Origin of the sequence: Pedobacter sp. N36a (assembly GCF_014472395.1) — a bacterium.
GTDB lineage: Bacteria > Bacteroidota > Bacteroidia > Sphingobacteriales > Sphingobacteriaceae > Pedobacter.
This window is the reverse complement of sequence record NZ_JACSZW010000006.1, coordinates 370309-388224: the sequence shown is the minus strand read 5'-3', so window position 1 is coordinate 388224 and position 17916 is coordinate 370309. Positions and strand designations below refer to the sequence as shown.

The following is a 17916-nucleotide window of genomic DNA, read 5'->3' as shown; positions in this document are numbered from 1 at the left end:
TCTTCTACATATTTGATTTAATAAAGAATTAAGATACGAAAAAGATAATCTATTGCAATATGCATTCAAAACTACTGACCACACTCTTAATCCTATTTTCTTTAACCTGCGCTGCACAAGTAAAAATCACAGGAAAGCTGTTAGATATGGAATCAAAACCAGTCAGCTATGCTACTGTAGTCCTACTAACCGGTGATTCTTCATGCTATCAAAACGAATTAACAACTAAAGAAGGTGATTTTATTCTGATTGCGAAATCTGGTCAGTATTTGCTTAAACTCAGCATTTTTGGAAAGCTGCTGCATCGCAAAGCCATACAGCTGAGTCATGATCTGGATTTGGGCGTGCTCCAGGTAAATTTGAACAACGAACTCAAAACGGTACATATTGTGGGTCAGCGTCCGCTGGTACAGATGGAGAACGACAAGCTGATCTTTAACGTTGAAAGCAGTCCACTAAAATCCGGATACTCAGGCCTCGATGTTCTTGCCAGAGCACCAAGGCTCCAGGTAAACGGTGATGGGGCAGTACTGTTACGAAATAAAATACCCGTAATTTATGTGAACGGCAGACAGCTATATTTAACTGGCCGGGATTTAGCCAGTTATCTTTCGAGTCTAAATGCTGAAAGGATCCAAAACATTGAAATTCAAGCCCAGGCTTCCGCCGACGCAGATGCTGCTGCTCAAGGAGGTGTGGTCAATATTATCCTTAAGAAGCCAGTAAAAGGCCTCAGCTCAAATTTCACAGGTTCCTATACCTATAGAAAAGGAAATATCTGGTCGGATTATCTAGGTCTAAACACCAATTACGGATCGGATAAATGGAATTTCTATACTAAAATCAGCTACGGAAAAGACAAGGATTTTGGGACCTACCATACGACCAAGCTTTTTTCCAGCCAAAGTAAAAATGAAGCAGATGGACTTTTCAATGGTGATAAAAGAAATGTCAACCTGCTCGCTGGAATGGTTTTCTATCCAGACAGCAAAAATGAATTTGGAGCAGAATTATATTACAACAATGGGAAAGGTTTATATACTACCCCTGAATCCTTAACCGTTTATGCCCCCTCACTTTCCTCGATCAGCAGCAACCAACGCTCAGAGAATTTTAAAAACAAAGTCTGGTATGGGGCCCTGAATTACACCTTTAAACTGGACAGGCTTGGCAGTACGCTGAAATTTATCTTAAATGCGGGACATCATGAAAACCCAAGCGACAACTCCACAAACACAGATGATGTATTTGGAAATTTCAATTCCAGTCTGACGGTTTTTAACGCTGATCCCCGCTCTGATTATTATGTAGGTCAGGGTGATCTGACGAAAAAATACAAAAATGGCTTTCAATTAAAGAGCGGATTAAAAATGAGTTCGGTAAACCGGGAGCATCAGCTGAATACCCGTATTTATCAGGCTCCAGATTACCTAATGATCAGTTATAACCAGGAAAATTTCACAAACAAAGAAAACATTGCTGCAGTTTATGGCACATTAACGGGTAAAATTTCCAAGAAAGGCAGTTTTAACCTGGGCTTAAGAGCAGAATACACTGATTTTTCCGGTAAAGATAAAATCAATACCACTCAAGTCTCCAGGCATTACTTAAACCTCTTTCCGCGTTTATATTATGGCTATACCATTGCTCCAAAAAGAACGTTTTCCATTTCCTTAGCCCGAAATATCCAGCGTCCGTCATTCCGGGATTTAAACCCTTTCATCACCAAAGAAAACGATTACTCCTACCTACAGGGAAATCCTGACCTAAAACCGCAATTTACCAATAGCCTGGACATCAGTTACCAGCTTCCGAAACAATCGCTTTCTTTTTATATCAACCATACGGAGGATTTAATCGCAGGCGTATATACCAATATCGGAAATATCACCTACTATAAACCCCAGAACTTTGGCTCGCAATCCAGGTACGGGCTTGACTATAGCTACTTCAGCAACCTTACGAAATGGTTATATACCAATACTGCCTTAGGTGCTTATTACTACAAATTTAAAAATGGTGATTTACAGCCTTCTCAATATGCTTTCAATAGTAATGTTTATACGCGGTTTAGTTTATCTAAAACCTGGTCCTCAGACTTGTTAAACGTATTTAATTCCAGATTTCAGAACTATGTAGTAAGCGCTGCTCCTCAATACAGACTTGATTTCAGTCTGCAGAAAAGCATTATTGCAGGAAAAGCACAGCTAAAATTTGCCTGCAATGATGTGTTCAATACCCAGCGCGACAAGAATTTCTCTATCTATGAGGATTTCAGCCTGGACTTCTATCAGAAAAGAAGAACCCGATCCTTCCTTTTTATGTTCGTTTATAGCTTTAGTACCCAGCAAAAAGTTAAAAACAAGGCTATTGAGGCGAACCAGGAGATCAGAGGTCGACTATAGAAACACAAACACCTCATAATGAAGCCCTTCTTTAAAAATTCATTCTTTTTTTCCTTTTGGGCATATGAACGAAGTTAGCATCCCGTACCTTTGCAAAAAAATTATTACAGAATGAGCAATATTACTCCAAACCCGGTATTGGAACACGTTGTAAACGTTATCAAAAATGTGATCAGCGACATCAAAATTGAATACACCTCTACAAACGTTGCAAACCTGAAAGACGGTAATGCACCTATACTTTTGGAACAGCATTTAGACGAGAGCGGAAAACTGGCTATCTTCATTAAAGATCCAAAGGACATCATCTTCAGTGAAGATTTGTTACCTGAGCTGAATAGCTTAGATGAAGGTGTGAAAGGAGCATTAAAAGCAGAATTAAAAGCAGCTACCATTATCATCAATGACCTGAATGTCGCTACTCAAATTATATTCCAGTCGGCAAAAGACGCATTTGACCAGATCAGCAACAGTTACGAGTTTGCAAAAAACATAGAAAAAGACATCACTAAAGTTAAAAGCACGTTTAAGTTCGGCAGTAATGTATTTGACCTTACCATCTTAAATGAACCAGAATTGATCTCTATTACACCAGAGTTTGCGGCTTCATTTAATCCTGCCATCAAAAAAACAGTGGAAGATGACGCGCAGAAAGTACAAAATGCAGTTAACGCAATGTTTAAATAAGATATTTCGTCACCGAATCAGCCCCTAGGTTTTTAAGTCTGGGGGCTTTTTTTAGTATAGAAACTCATTGAAAATTAAGCTGATCACCCCAAATTTGTTACAATAAAATCCCTTCAAAAATGCAGGTACTGATCTAGTTTTTGCTATTTTTAGAAAGTAGTCAATTATTTCCTGGAAATAAAATAATGACATTTCCCGGTACAATTTATAAAAGCTGCCAGCGTTTAAAGCTGAAATAACAAATGGGAAAAACCCTATTCAATGACGCCCTAAATCAGAATTCAATGAAAAAACTGAGGTCAAAAGTAGTAAGAGCACTAAAAAGAGAGTTTACCTTCGAATGCACCATTTCATCTAGAATGAACCAGGTTATCTTAAACGTTAAAAACATAGATTTTGAACAGCACCTTGGACAATTGATCCAACAGACACAATTGATCATTGACAAATATTTCCCTCAACGAGAAGAACACTTATGCCTGGTGATCCAGACGAATGGAAATCAGCAGAATACTTTTAAAATCTGGAAGTCCGTTTAATGAACAAAATTATTGGTTATGTTTTATTAACCTCCTGTTTTCTTACGTTAAACCCCAATACTAGTCTTTCTCAGCAATCAAAATCAGGTCAAATGAAGCACGGTTCATCTGACCTGAATATGCTAGACCGCAAAATCATACAATGGCAAAAGGATTTAAACATCCCAAATGTGGCCATTGGCATCATAGAAAATAATAAACTAATAAAATCCAAGGTATATGGAAGTCTGAATAATGGAGCTCCAGCTCCTAAAAACATGATTTTCGAAGTTGCATCCCTGACAAAAGTCGTATTTTCCACGATGGTACTTCAATTGGTTCAAGATGGAAAATGGGATTTGGATGAACCGCTTGCCAATTATTATATAGATCCGGAAGTAGCTTCAAACCCTTATTCCAAAGTTCTCAGCACTCGCCATGTACTCAGTCAGCAATCTGGTTTTGACAATTGGCGCTGGATGGATTTAACAGGGAAATTAACTTTTAACTTTGAGCCAGGTACAAAATTCAATTATTCCGGAGAGGGAATGGAATACCTCAAATCTGCGATTGAGAAGAAATTCAACCGCTCTTTAGCACAGCTTTCCGATTCCATTCTTTTCAAGCCTTTACAGCTAAAGGACACTCATCATGCATGGGATGGTAAAACAAATTTTGACAGACACAGCAGAATGTATGATGCAGATGGCAAAGAAATCACCAGAACCGACTATTCAATTAGAGCCAGTGCTGCAGCAGGTTTAACCACAACCATTGACGATCTTTCCAAATTTGCAATAGCGGTAATAAAAGGCGATCTGATTTCGAAAAAGCTCAGCCGGGAAATGATAAAAACACAGGCTGTCATTAGCCCAAATCTTCAGCAAGGTTTAGGATGGCGTATCATCAACGGCCTTCCAAACCATGAATATGCATTACAACATGCCGGAAACGATCAAGGTGTTGCGGCAATCATGGTATTACTGCCAAAATCAAAGCGAGGAATCATCGTATTAACTAATGCTGATAATGGATTAATGATGTGTAATAACGTCGTCAGAGCCGCCTTCCCTGAAGGTACACAGATTATTCACAAGGCTTATAAAAGTACAAAACTAAACGAAATACCTCCAACCATAAAGCTACCAGACAGCATTTTAAAAACGTATGTAGGGAAATATAAAAGAGAGGATGGTGTGGATGTAAGCGTTACTTTAACAAACAGTGGATTGGTATTAAGGATGGCAGGGATTCCCTTATTAAATTTGCTTCCACAAACTGAGGGTAAGTTCTTCCTTATGGACTTAGATCCTACAGTATTTTTCACAAAAAACAAAGACGGAAGTATCAACTCAGTTTCCATTAAAGATGGAGAAAATGTGATCAAATGTTTAAAAACAGCTGGTTAAAGCTAGTATCCATTGATCATTTAAACGCCTTCAAATTTGTGATTTGAAGGCGTTTTTTATTTGGGTTATTTTTTGTTTAAAAAGCCGTATTCATGCACATATTGCTGTCCATCAGTCAATATCCATTTCACAAAAGCAGTCACTTCAGGGCGATTATCTTTATAGATTAACCTAAAATCACCTTTAGGTGGTAGATTGGTAGAAATAGATTCTAAAGAATGGATTAGCTGATCAAGGTCCGCATAGAAACTTTCGTCCTTATTGATCAAGCCATCCCCATTCAAATCTGTAGGGACCACGGCAATCCCAGGCTTTGGTTTTCTTGTTTTCAGGTCATACACGATGCCAAGGTCATTATAAGCCACACCCAGTGGATCATCCACTACCGTTTGCAGTAAAACATGGTCATCCGCAATCTTTTTACCGCCTGCATTTGTCAAATCTTTCAGCTCCTCTCCCAGCACACTTGAAAATGTGGCGGAAGTACAGGCACTGCGGCTATACACCTTAAATGACACCGGCTGATCTCCAAATGCCGCAAACTTATCCTTACTGGTATTGTTGCTGAAATAAATGGATTCAAAATCCTTGGCCTTAAAGCCGCTTTTTTGTAGTTTTTCTAAACCAGGATTTTTAATATTTACAATTGGAACGATTGCAAAGCGGCTTACAATCGTATAATTCCCTTTAGCGGGATCTTTTTCTTTTAATGGCGCCGCTGAGGCATTGATATCTGGATTCGCTACTCCTTGTTTTACCACAAACTTCAAACCTGGGTGCAATTTTGAAAACTCTGCTCCCCATTTTTCAATTAATGGAAATAGGAATCGTGTTCCAGTAATGTTGATGGTGCCTTCCAGCTTTTTCCCTTCATCCGGTCCTTTAGCAGAAGCGCTTGAGGGAACAATAGAAGCCATAGCCAAGGTTGTAAAGGCTATTTTTCTTAAATTTAATGTGATTGATTTCATAATACATTTTTTAGAATTGAATAATTAATTATAACCTGGATTTTGTTTAAGCGCTTTGTCGACTAATAGCTCCTGACGGGGAATCGGGTACAGCAATTTATTGGGATCGCTGATGCCCAGCACCTGTTGTGCGAGGCCTCTGCGAATCAGGTCAAACCATCGGTGACTTTCATAAGCCAGCTCCAGTCTGCGTTCCTGTAAAACTTTCGCAATGATGAGGTTTTTGTTGGTCAGGCCATTTAAATCTTCATCTGCTGCTTTTGCGCGCAAGCGGATGGTGCGGATGTCCGCCACCGCTTCTGCCGTTCTATTTAATTCCGCTCTGGCTTCCGCACGGATCAGGTATAGTTCTGCAATCCGCAATGCATAAACCTGGTTTTCGCCGGTAGATATTTTAAAATTCATATTTCCATAGGTGATGATTCCTTTAGGAGGTGTATTGATGTCCAGTAATAAAGATTTGCGATCTCCGCCATAAGGGCCTCTTGCTAAAGCAATAAATTCATCTGTTGGCAAGAGTTCCCGCGTCCCGCCGGTCAGGTTGCTGGCGAACCAGTTTCCCGCCCATGAGTTTTTATTATTGATCGTATAATCAATTTCAAAAATGGATTCCGTTGTATTTTTAGCATTAAAGAATGCGGAATAACTAGGTACCAGACTGAATTTCGCGGTTTCTTTGATCACCAAATCGGCATAATCAATAGCTTGCTGCCATTGTCCTAAATACAAAAACAACCGTGATTTTAAGGCGTACACCGCATAAATAGAGGCACGGTTGCGATTGCCGGCAGCCGGATTTGCCGGCAACATGTTTTGGGCCGCTTCCAGATCTTCCCCAACTTGTTTATATACCTGAGCGGGCGTGCTGTTGCCAATCCCATCTCCGCTGCTTGGATTGCGTGTACTTTCTGTAATGATCGGCACATTTCCCCAAAGACGCACCAGATCGAAATACGCCAATGCACGAATAAAATAAGCCTCACCAATTGCCGTATTTCTATCAGTTTGCAGGTAAGTCTGGTCGTTTACTTTTGGAACGGATTGGATGATGTTGTTGCTGCTGTTAATGGTACTGTATAAAGCACCCCATAACGCACTCACCGAAGTATTGGTCGCAAAAACATCATGCACATCAAATTCCCGGTTGGAGGGTGAGTTGCCTACCCAGCGTAAATTATCATCGGAAAGATTGACAATATACCGGAAGGTATTGCCCTGGTAACTGTTCTGACTTAAGGCACTATAGGTACCGATTAGCGCAGCATCTGCACTTTTCTTATTCACAATGCTGTTGTCTTCTGATACGTACAGCAACGGTTTTGGGTTTAGTAAATCCTTGCAGGCATTCAGCGAAAACAATAGCGGAATCAGCAGGACCAGTTGATATTTTGAGTGGTATTTAAAGTTCATGATCTACATATTTTAACATTAAAAAGAAAGGTTAAAACCGGCCTGAAAGGTTCTCGGTTGTGAAGCAATGGCCTGATCATAGCCCATTACATTTTGATTGTCGCCCATGGTATTTACCTCTGGATCCACACCTTTGTATCTGGTGATGGTGATCAAGTTGGTTGCGGCAACATACAGCCGCACATTACTGATGTGGTATTTGGCCAGGAAAACTTTAGGCAATTTATAGCCGATGGAAAGGGTTTTCAATCTGGCATAGGAACCATCCTCCAGAAAACGATCTGAAATGATACTCGCGTTATTCCCTTTGGCGGTCATACGTGGAACTTCGGTGATGTCACCTGCTTGCTGCCAGCGCTGTAATTGTTCATCCAGCTGTGCAAAAACACCATTTCTGGAACCTCCATGTCCCATTCTATAGCGGGTATTGTTCCATATTTTATTGCCGATAGAATAGTTAAAGAATACATTCAGATCGAAATCACCATAGGTAAATTCGTTCCCGAAGCCACCGAAGAAATCAGGCCATGCATTTCCTACGATTTGCAGATCCGCATCTGAAAGCAGGCCATCTCCATTTACATCTTGAAAAATCACATCTCCATTAGCAGGATTTACGCCCAGCTGTTTGTGTGCATAGAAGGAATAAAGCGGACTCCCCTGCTGCATGATCGTCCTGTTGTCCAGGATTGGCGTATTTAACTTCTCAATCTTATTTTTATTGGTAGAGATGTTGAATCGGGTATTCCAGCTGAATAATTTACGGGCAACTAACTGTGCATTTAAAGAAAACTCAAATCCTTTATTGCTGATTTCTCCGGAATTGGAGAAGATGGAGGCGAAGCCGAGTTTTTGAGAAATCGGCTGCTGCAGCAGTAGGTTGGTGGTGTTTTTGTTATAATAGTTAAATTCCAGGTGGAGTCGGTCTTTTAGGAAACCCATATTCAGCCCTGCATTAAACTGTGTGGTGGTTTCCCATTTCAGGTTTGGATTGACCAATTGAAAAGGGACGATTCCGGAAGTACTCAGGTAGTTATTTCCACCATTCCATAAGCCCAATGCTGCAAAATCCGGGATGCCGTTCTGATTTCCAGTGAGGCCATAACTGGTATTGAATTTCAACTCAGAAAACAGGTTCAGTTCTTTGATGAAATCTTCTTCACTGGCACGCCAGGCTAGGCCCGCAGCCGGAAAATATCCCCATCGATTGTCTTTTCCAAATCTGGAGGAAGCATCTGCACGGATACTGGCATCAATCATATATTTAAGGTTGTAACCATAGCTGGCTCTTCCGAAAAAGGAGACCAGTCCGGCCTGGGATTGGCGGGAGGTACCAGTCTGACTGGCAGAGGAAGCTACTAGAGTAAACTCGTCAGTAGGATAGCCTATCCCAGTAACGCTCGTGGTTTCAAAAGTCTCTTTTTGTAAGGTGTTTCCTAAGGTCAGGTTAAATTGGTGCACATTATCCCATACTTTATCGTAACTGATCAATTGCTCATTGATCAGAGTCACGTTTCTGTTCAGGGCTGAAGTACCAATTCCATTGATCGGTGCCTGACCTAACTGCAGCTTGGAGTTGAAATAATTGTCGGCTTTACTCTCGTTGAAATCTACACTCCAGCTCGTTCTGAATTTCAGTCCTTCCAGGATTTTATACTCAGTAAAAACATTCCCGGTGATCCGCGTTCCTACATCTTTAAACACGGTTTCCTTAATTGCAGCAACTGGATTTTCAAAAAGAGAAGGTCTAGCATAACTGCCATCTTCATTAAATAAAGACAAATAGACAGGAGTATATAAAGCGCCGTTCACCGTCCCGTTGGGTACATTATTATTGGGCGTCATGTGTCTGGAAGTGTTCACCAGATTTACAGAAATACCCGTTTTTGTTTTTTCGTTAAACTGCTGACCTAAGTTGACCCGAACACTTGCCCGTCTGAAACGGTCCGGTTTTACAATGGCATCCTGATTATAATAATTTCCACCGAAGTAATAGGTTGTTTTTGCATCACCGCCTGCTACAGTAAGGTCCACATTTTCGGTTGGCGCATTTTGAAAGATCAGGCCTACCCGATCGATGGTAGGCTGTTCTTCTGGCAGGCCAAGTCCACCTTCTGATTTTGGCCTGAAAGGGCGTTTATCATAAGCACCGCCATCATTTAAAAAGGTTTCATTCTGTAAAATCCCTTCGCCCTGCCCAGTGATGGTTGGCCAAAATTTAATGGCTTTTGAAACGCCTCTATAATAACCGATATCTACTTTCGCTTTGCGGTTTAGTTTTCCGCGTTTGGTACTGATCAGCACTACGCCATTGGCACCTCTGGAACCATATATTGCAGTGGCATTGGCATCTTTAAGGATTTCGATGGATTCAATATCACCTGGGTTTAAATCGGCGATGGGCGAAGTCTGCTGTCCGCCGGTAGAAATACTCTGCAATGTTCTATTGTTGAGAAATACCCCATCTACAACATATAAAGGGTCATTACTCGCATTGATGGACGACGATCCCCTGACGCGGATAAAAATTCCAGATCCGGGAACCGAGGTATTTGAGGAAACCAATACACCTGAAGCCTGCCCTTGCAGCATTTGATCTACTCCTGCCACTGGAATATCTTCGATCTGCTTTCCGGAAATGGTGGCTACTGAGCTGGTCAGGGTTTTACGATCTTGTGCACCATATCCTACTACAATTAGATCCTGAAGCTGACTGGCTTCGGGATCTAGTTTCACATCGACAGGACTCCCATCCACGACCAATGTTTTGGTCTTGTAGCCGATGTATTTAACGATCAAAGTATAAGGGAATTTTTGGCCGGTCACGAAGTTGAATCCGCCATCCCGATCCGATGAGGCCGTATGTGTAGTTCCTTGAATGAGAATGGAGGCACCTATTAATTTTTCGCCGGTACTGGCATCAGAAATGGTTCCTTTTAAGGTAGAGTTGATCAGTGGTTTGGTTTCCTGTGCAAGAGTGTTCAGAGAAAAGAACAAAGTCAGCAGCAGGTAAAAGACTAATCCTGACCACAGTCCAGGGCCAGGTAAGGCAGGTTGTGCCCTATCAATATTTTTCATATTTTTACAATGGGTTTTTAACGTAAAAAATCAGGTGCAACGTCCAAATTGAAACCTGGTTTATTTATAGATCCTGAAGGGTGTGCTGAAAGGCCGCCCTTTATTTTTATAGTATACTTAACATTTCATAGGCTGTAATTGGTTTGGTTTTGAGCTTGATTGTAATTTGATGTAGCAAATATATAAATATAGTCTACCTTTTTAGTATACTTTATTTAAAAATCTCAGATTATCTGTTTTGTAACACTCCTCTATCTTCCGGGTCTATAAAACAGAATAAATCCCATACTGCATTTATGAAAAGATCCCTGTTTTCTATACTCGCATGCCTCCTGCTTTTTATTTTCAGCTTTCAAAGTTGGGCGCAATTACAAACCCTAAGCGGTGCTAAAATCAAGGAAGCTGATTTAGACAAATTCATTAAAAAGCAGATGGACTCTCTAGGCTTGCCAGGTTTATCCTTTGCCTTGATTAATAATGGAAAGGTGGTATACCACCGTTCATTAGGTATTTCGAATATCGAAACCAAAGAAAAAGTAAATGCGAACTCCATCTTTGAAGCGGCATCACTGTCGAAAACATTGTTTGCTTATTTTGTATTAAAACAGGTGGATCAACATAAATTAGACCTGGATACACCATTATACCGCTACTTACCTTATTCAGATATTGCCAAAGATGAGCGTTACAAACTCATTACTGCCCGTATGGTACTCTCCCATACTACAGGTTTTCCGAACTGGAGATTTTCAGATAAACGCGATGAAAACCTTTATAAATATGGGGAATTGTACCTGAAATTTATTCCGGGCACCGCATTCAGCTATTCAGGAGAAGGTTATTTTTACCTATCCAAAGTAATTGCACAACTGAATAACTTAACGATACAAACCTTAGATCCTTTATTTCAAAAGGAAGTCCGCAAGCCCCTTCATCTCCAAAAAGCCTGGTTCAGCACTGATCAATACATCACAGCGCACAAAGTTAAAGGACATGTGAATGGAAAACCATTTGACAAAGCATGGCCCACCTCCTTCCCGGAACAGGATTCAACCTGGTTTGAGGCAGCGGGAGGATTACACACGGAGGCCATGAGTTTTTCCAGATTTCTAATTGCCCTGATGGATGGCCGGGGTTTATCAAAAGAGATGAACGAAGAAATGTTTAAAGCACAGGTACAGCTGGCTAAAGACAGTCCGCATTACCTCTATAATGGCGATACCGCATGGGGTTTGGGCATTGCTATAAAACCGGTTAGTTATGGTGTACTATATGAACACGGGGGCAATAACGGTGACGCTCAGGCGGGATGAACATGAAAAGCCGTTAGGATTTAATGCTCCTAACGGCTTTTATAATTAAAACTTTATTTTTCTGTTACACGAATGTCTATGCGTCGATTCTGCGCTCTTCCTTCAGGAGTAGCATTGCTCGCCACTGGATGCTCAGGGCCATATCCTTCTGCTTCCAATCGTTTTTGATCAATGCCTAATTTTACCAATTGGTTTTTTGCCGTATTCGCACGTTCATTAGATATTTCTTTATTTGCCGCTGCATTACCAGTACTATCAGTATAGCCGCCTAATTTAAGCGTCACCATTGGATAAGCCACTAAAATCGCAGCAATATTGTTTAGCTGTTCTTGTGATTCTGGTTTTAACGTACTTTTTCCTGGTTCAAAATATAGCCTGTCGAAAGTAAACCAGGTGGTCTTATCTACTGGTTTATTTTTATCTTCGATGAATCCAATCAGTTTATTTTCTACCGAGTTCTCCGCAATGCTGATCTCTTTCCCATCAGGCAGTTTCTTGGTCATCTTCAGGCCAAGAACCCTTACAAAATCTCCGGCTTCATTCAATTTCCCTTCTACAGCCACTACCGTTGCATCCACTACACCCCCCATTTTAGACCCTGCAGTATCAATACTTGCAGAAACAGAATCTACGGTACTTGTTACTGCGGTTTGGTTGCATCCTTGTCTACCCAATAGCCACCATAAAGCGACGATAACGATAATCAGTGGAAGCAGCCATTTGATAAAACCACCGCCGGTATTTTTATCCGGCACGCTTACCGGTGTAAAAGGAGTTGCACGATGCGCTGCAGCTTTAGGAATATCCGGAATATCTAGTTTCGGAGGATGAATATTGCCGATACCTAAAGCACTGCCTAAACCGGCAGGGAGTGCCGCAGCAATTTCATTTTTACTTTCAAAGATTTTCCCTAATAAATCAGAGACACCCCAGCCTTTTGAGGCCATGACTTTGGTAATTAAACCGGTTATTAGTGGAACGATCATCGCCAGTAAACCCGCCGATTTACCCTCAGGAAGTCCTGTAGCACTGGCTAAAGCAGTACTCACTGCTCCGGAATCATTTCCAAATAAACTGCCCAGCATGGATTTTCCCTTTTCCAGCAGGCTATCATCAGAACTATTTATTAAATCTTCGGTGGGATTGGCAGCCGTAGAACCGGCTACCCCAGGCAGAATGCTATCCAGAAAGCCTCCTCCGGCGCCATTTTTGAGGATTCCCGCTAAAACCGCAGGGATACCGGCTGAAAAACCTGCTTTCACCTGATCCTCAGTTACGCCAGCTTTCTGGCTTAAAGAAGAGATCACGTTACCGCTCACCTCATTCTTTAACATTTCAATTAAATTCATGCTTATAGTTTTATAGGTTAGAAATATTAAAATTCAGACAACACTATACACCCGCAGTAATTTCAATTCGGCATTAAATCCAGTGCCTACACTATATAAAAATAAGAAATATCTTGTAATTAACATATAATAAAGTACTTAACTGTATAAGTTTTCGGAAAACTCAGGTTACTCCTTCTTTGTGAACCCTTTAGGCAGCCGAACGTCGCTGAAAGGGATCAATTCGATTTCTAACTAAGCGAAAGGCGGTAAAGGAGCTATTGTGGAAGAATAATTAGGTTAAGGATTAGTAATCGTACTTTGTGGCGTTATGTCTGCTACCATCTGGATTTTTTCCTTCACGCAAGTAATCGCCAGTCATATCGATATACTTGTTATAAGTATTTAACATTCTATAGTCCCAATAAGGATATTGACGGTCTGTCAGCAGTTTATTGACCAAAGGTCTCATTGATAAATGAAAAGCTTTACTATTCGAAGCATAAGTCATGTTGCTGCTGTGGCTAAAACCAAGCGCATGACCCAGTTCATGAACAATCACTTCTTCTGCATTCTTATTATAATGACGCATCAGCACGTACTCTGCTCCTGCAACCAGGTTTCCTCCTCCCAGTCCACTCACATTTCTAACCAAACCGGTTTCTATATTTGCTCTGGTTAAGATATCGCGGTAAACCGCTTCTTTCTTCTCTGTGCTCAATAACGTTCCATCATTAGCAGTCAGTCCTTCATAAGCCATAAAAGCAGTTTGAGTGGAAGGCTGGGAAAACAAATAAGCTAAATTGGTAAACATCACCAGACTTTCTCTGGCATGCAAAGGATTCATCCGATACCAATTGCCTGCATCTTCCTGCGACTTGCGAAAGCTGAGTTTCCATGGAATTTTAATGCTGTTTAATATTTTGTAAAACGGATCGTCTACCACTACTGTGAATGCTGCTTTAGAAAGGTCGCTCTGCCTGGCAATGGTCACCAGTTTACCACTTTCTGTATACAGCTGTTCTTCCTTTTCAGCAACCGACAAAGGGATTTTAAAAGCCACTAATGGGGTAATTGAGTCGATTTTTAACAGCTCAACTCTTTCTTCATCGCCAGCCAGCTTCAGGAAAACATGTACATCTTTGATGGTTTTCAATGTGAAATTGATCAGCTTTATTTCAGCTGTACCACTCAGTTCCACTTTAAGCGGATCACGTAAAGTGATACTGCGGGTCACCATGAGGGCAGTAGGCTCCGTATCAGCTAGCAAATTCTCCAGTCCTGTGATGCTTTTAAAGTTTAAAATTTTGGTAGGAACGACAGTCTCAATAGGTTCTTTTTCAGCCTTTTTACAAGATAAAAGAACGATGACAAACGATAAAATTAGTAATTGATATTTCATAATAGGGATTAAATATTATTTGTCCCAATTATAGCTAATTATTTCGTTTTATGTCATACATATTATCTTGATCCCCATTTAAATGGGTTCTGCTAAGCTTCCAATATCATGTGAGCTTTATCAACCTGCAAAATTTCAAGCATCGCAACCACATCGGATACGAATGAGGAGGTGTTCCATTAAAAACTTTAACAAGTCGGAAGCCAGAAAGTTCAACCAGGTACAGACACAAATGTCCAGATTGCTGTGTTCGAAAAAACAACTCTCCCTGATTTATCAATTTTAACAAGTAATATGATTAATTTCAGCCCCTGTAAGCCAGTCTCTACCGAGGTGGCTGCATTTATTCAAAATAAGCTCAACCCAGTATATGAAGGAAGAACTTCAACAAAAAATAGATTTAAAGACTAAACCGCAAGGCGCATTAGGTAAGTTAGAACTGCTTGCCCAACAAATAGGAACCGTACAAAATACGCTAAGCCCGGAATTGACCAAACCCACAATTGTGGTGTTTGCCGGTGATCATGGTATCGCCAATGCCGGTGTAAGCGCTTATCCTCAGGAAGTCACTTACCAAATGGTAATGAATTTCTTAAACGAAGGGGCAGCCATCAACGTGTTTTGTAAGCAGCACCAGATCGATCTTTTAGTAGTGGATACAGGTGTGAAGTTCAAATTTGAGCCCCATAAAAAACTGATCCAGGCCAAAGTAGAAAAAGGCACTAAAAACTTCCTGGACGAACGAGCCATGAACATTCAGGAGCTGGAAAGCTGCCTTAGTCAGGCAGAAAAGATTGTGAACAACCTGCATACCGGCGGCTGTAACATCATCGGATTTGGCGAAATGGGGATTGGGAACACTTCTGCGGCCACCATGATGATGAGTAATCTTTGCGGGTTGCCCATTGAAAGCTGCGTAGGAAGAGGTACGGCATTAAACGACGAGCAATTTGCCCATAAGATCAATATCTTAAAGCAATGTGAATTGCGGCATGGCCGTTCGGCGGATCCGGTAGCCGTATTGCAGACTTACGGTGGCTTTGAAATTGCCCACATTACCGGTGCAATGCTGGCCGCTTATGAAAACAATATGCTGATTATGGTAGATGGATTTATTGCAACAGCCGCTTACCTGGCTGCAGTCATGATCAATCCATTGCTGCAGAACAACGCGATCTTTTGCCATTTATCCGACGAAACCGGTCACCGTCAATTGCTGAAATATTTACATGCAGATCCAATATTAAGCTTAAACATGCGACTTGGCGAAGGTACGGGATGTGCAGTAGCCTATCCCCTGATCCAAAGTGCCGTACTTTTTTTAAATCAAATGGCCAGCTTTGAAAGCTCCGGCGTTTCCTCAAAAGAAGCCTAATGAAAGAAGAGCTTCGCATATTCTTTACGGCAATGATGTTTTATACGCAATTGCCTTGTCCGAAATGGGTAGACCATAACCCGGAGTACATGAACAAATCTACCCGATACTTTCCTTTGATCGGATGGCTTGTTGGCGGGCTTTCCTTCCTTGTATTTTGGCTCAGCAATTTCTTATTTGGTCTGGAAATCGGCGTCATTTTATCGCTGGCCGCAGGGGTCTACATTACAGGATCCTTTCATGAAGATGGTTTTGCAGATGTTTTTGATGGATTTGGCGGAGGATGGACCAAGTCAAAAATCCTGGACATCATGAAAGACAGTCGCCTGGGCACTTATGGCGTAGTTGCTTTGATCTTTTTGTTTGGCCTAAAATACCTGGCCTTGCAAAAGGTAGCAGGACATTTATCCTCCCCTTACCTCCTGCTCCTGGTTTTCATCACTTATCATTCCCTTGCCCGACTAACGGCCATCCAAATCACTTTTACTTCGAAATACTCCCGTGAGGATGAAAGCAGTAAATCCAAGCCTATCGCCAAATCCTACTCTTTTAAAGAGGTGATTGGTGCTTATGTGTTCGGGCTTGCCCCTTTAGCTGTGCTGACAGCCATTCAGTGGCAATTCATTTTTGTATTGCCTCCCTTAATCCTGCTTTATGTGATCAGTCAGCGGTACTTTAACAAATGGCTGGATGGTTATACCGGTGATTGTCTGGGGGCCGTAGAACAATTTGCAGAAGTAATTAGCCTGTTAACCTTTTTGGTGATATGGAAGTTTATGTAATCCGCCATACGGCTGTAGCCATACCTAAAGGTATCTGTTATGGGCAATCTGATGTCCCTTTGGCCGCATCTGCGGAACAGGACATTCAAATTTTGAGCAAGAAACTGCCCCAGGATTTTGATAAAATCTACAGCAGTCCTTCCAGCCGTTGCCAGCGATTAGCCTCACAGATTAAGGGTTTAGAGCTGGAATACGATCAGGCGTTAATGGAAATGAACTTCGGAGATTGGGAACAGCAACCATGGAACGATATGGATCAACAGGCATTAGGCATCTGGATGGCCGATTTTGTCGATAGCAAAGCGCCAAACGGAGAAAGCCTGGCTATACTTTTCAAAAGGGTACAGGAATTCATGGATCTGCTCAGGAAACAGGATTTTAAAAAGGCAGCAATTGTCACCCATGCCGGGGTAATCCGCTGTATCTGGGCGTACCTGCTGGATATTCCCCTTCAAAATATATTCAAAATCCCCGTAGATTACGGGGATGGCCTGGTATTTAGCCTGAATGCGGATAAAGCATTTGATCAGCTAAAAAAAACCAATATCTAAAAAAAATCCCTTAGCCATAACAGCTAAGGGATTCTCCACCATCAGCAGTTTGCTTTTTTAGGCAAATCCATATTGCTTTAATACATCTGCAGGCACACCTTCCCATTTATTAGGAACGTTTCCTACATAACCGATATCTTTAATACCCATTTCAGTGGTATAAAACCCTGAGGCCGTCAAGCTTCTCATCAGGTTAAAGAAGGCTACCCCTTGTTCCATTCCTGGTTTTGCTTTCTTAGGATAAGCAATCTGGTCGACCATTTCAATTTGCTGCGCGGCAGAAGCGTCTTTGAATGGTTTCTCCCAACGGTTTAAACATTGAAGATCTAACCACCTCAATCCACCTCTCATTGGTGTTTTATGTTCCGGCATATCTTTCACAATAAACTCAATAAAGTCTGGCACTTTAGCATCCGTAGCGCTTCCAGACTTATCATCTTTAGGGATGATGATATCAGAAAGCACAGCGATAGTAGCCATCTCATGCGCCGAAAAGAACTTCTCCTCCATCAGCGTCTTATCTCTGAGTACTTCCCATTCTTCTCTTCCTGCGGGAGCACCTTCTTCAGGAACTCCGGCTACTTTAGGCTCGCCTGGTTTACAAGCGTCCAATAGTACTGCCGAACTTATGGCGGTAAGTCCTAAGACTTTTAACGAATCACGTCTGTTCATAATTTTTATCTCGCTTTA

14 protein-coding genes are annotated in these 17916 nt (G+C 41.4%); 8 read left to right on the top strand and 6 right to left on the bottom strand.

Annotated elements, in window-relative coordinates; all coding sequences use genetic code 11:
- Positions 1–59 precede the first annotated feature (59 nt).
- From H9X96_RS14535 to H9X96_RS14520, 4 genes are all read left to right on the top strand, one after another.
- Positions 60–2405: an outer membrane beta-barrel family protein gene (locus H9X96_RS14535; protein ID WP_187666986.1), complete on the top strand. Its 2346-nt coding sequence runs from the start codon at positions 60–62 to the stop codon at positions 2403–2405.
- A 111-nt stretch (positions 2406–2516) separates the two neighbouring features.
- Positions 2517–3092: a hypothetical protein gene (locus tag H9X96_RS14530; protein WP_187666985.1), complete on the top strand. Its 576-nt coding sequence runs from the start codon at positions 2517–2519 to the stop codon at positions 3090–3092.
- A 284-nt stretch (positions 3093–3376) separates the two neighbouring features.
- Positions 3377–3631, top strand: coding sequence for a hypothetical protein (locus H9X96_RS14525; protein WP_187666984.1), 255 nt, complete (start codon positions 3377–3379; stop codon positions 3629–3631).
- A 92-nt stretch (positions 3632–3723) separates the two neighbouring features.
- Entirely contained in the window at positions 3724–5019 is a 1296-nt protein-coding gene (locus H9X96_RS14520) for a serine hydrolase (RefSeq protein WP_187666983.1), read from the top strand.
- A 65-nt stretch (positions 5020–5084) separates the two neighbouring features.
- Here H9X96_RS14520 and H9X96_RS14515 read toward each other — a convergent pair whose 3' ends face one another.
- Genes H9X96_RS14515 through H9X96_RS14505 form a run of 3 tightly spaced genes read right to left on the bottom strand, consistent with a single transcriptional unit; the run spans position 5085 to position 10475 of the window.
- Positions 5085–5987 (bottom strand): hypothetical protein, encoded by a 903-nt coding sequence (locus H9X96_RS14515; protein WP_187666982.1) that lies wholly within the window; start codon positions 5985–5987, stop codon positions 5085–5087.
- A 24-nt stretch (positions 5988–6011) separates the two neighbouring features.
- Positions 6012–7397: a RagB/SusD family nutrient uptake outer membrane protein gene (locus tag H9X96_RS14510; RefSeq protein WP_187666981.1), complete on the bottom strand. Its 1386-nt coding sequence runs from the start codon at positions 7395–7397 to the stop codon at positions 6012–6014.
- A gap of 18 nt (positions 7398–7415) precedes the next feature.
- A complete protein-coding gene (locus H9X96_RS14505; protein WP_187666980.1) occupies positions 7416–10475 on the bottom strand; it encodes a TonB-dependent receptor in 3060 nt (1019 codons plus the stop codon).
- Between the two features lie 296 nt (positions 10476–10771).
- Here H9X96_RS14505 and H9X96_RS14500 point away from each other — a divergent pair, with 296 nt between their 5' ends.
- Complete coding sequence (locus H9X96_RS14500) at positions 10772–11788, top strand: serine hydrolase (protein ID WP_187666979.1); 1017 nt, start codon at positions 10772–10774, stop codon at positions 11786–11788.
- 53 nt (positions 11789–11841) lie between these two features.
- On the opposite strand, the gene H9X96_RS14495 is transcribed toward H9X96_RS14500, so the two are convergent.
- The gene (locus tag H9X96_RS14495) at positions 11842–13137 is read right to left on the bottom strand and encodes an OmpA family protein (RefSeq protein ID WP_187666978.1); all 1296 of its coding nucleotides are present in this window, start codon (positions 13135–13137) and stop codon (positions 11842–11844) included.
- A gap of 286 nt (positions 13138–13423) precedes the next feature.
- Entirely contained in the window at positions 13424–14518 is a 1095-nt protein-coding gene (locus H9X96_RS14490) for a hypothetical protein (protein ID WP_187666977.1), read from the bottom strand.
- A gap of 370 nt (positions 14519–14888) precedes the next feature.
- On the opposite strand from H9X96_RS14490, the gene cobT reads away from it, so the two are divergent.
- Genes cobT through cobC form a run of 3 tightly spaced genes read left to right on the top strand, consistent with a single transcriptional unit; the run spans position 14889 to position 17226 of the window.
- Positions 14889–15893, top strand: coding sequence for a nicotinate-nucleotide--dimethylbenzimidazole phosphoribosyltransferase (gene cobT / locus H9X96_RS14485; protein WP_187666976.1), 1005 nt, complete (start codon positions 14889–14891; stop codon positions 15891–15893).
- The gene (gene cobS / locus H9X96_RS14480; protein ID WP_187666975.1) at positions 15893–16675 is read left to right on the top strand and encodes an adenosylcobinamide-GDP ribazoletransferase; all 783 of its coding nucleotides are present in this window, start codon (positions 15893–15895) and stop codon (positions 16673–16675) included. The genes cobT and cobS overlap by 1 nt, the downstream gene beginning before the upstream one ends.
- On the top strand, positions 16660–17226 hold the full coding sequence (gene cobC / locus H9X96_RS14475; protein WP_187666974.1) for an alpha-ribazole phosphatase: 567 nt from the start codon (positions 16660–16662) through the stop codon (positions 17224–17226). Before cobS ends, cobC begins: the two co-directional genes overlap by 16 nt.
- A gap of 57 nt (positions 17227–17283) precedes the next feature.
- Here cobC and H9X96_RS14470 read toward each other — a convergent pair whose 3' ends face one another.
- Complete coding sequence (locus tag H9X96_RS14470; protein ID WP_187666973.1) at positions 17284–17898, bottom strand: gluconate 2-dehydrogenase subunit 3 family protein; 615 nt, start codon at positions 17896–17898, stop codon at positions 17284–17286.
- Positions 17899–17916 lie beyond the last annotated feature (18 nt).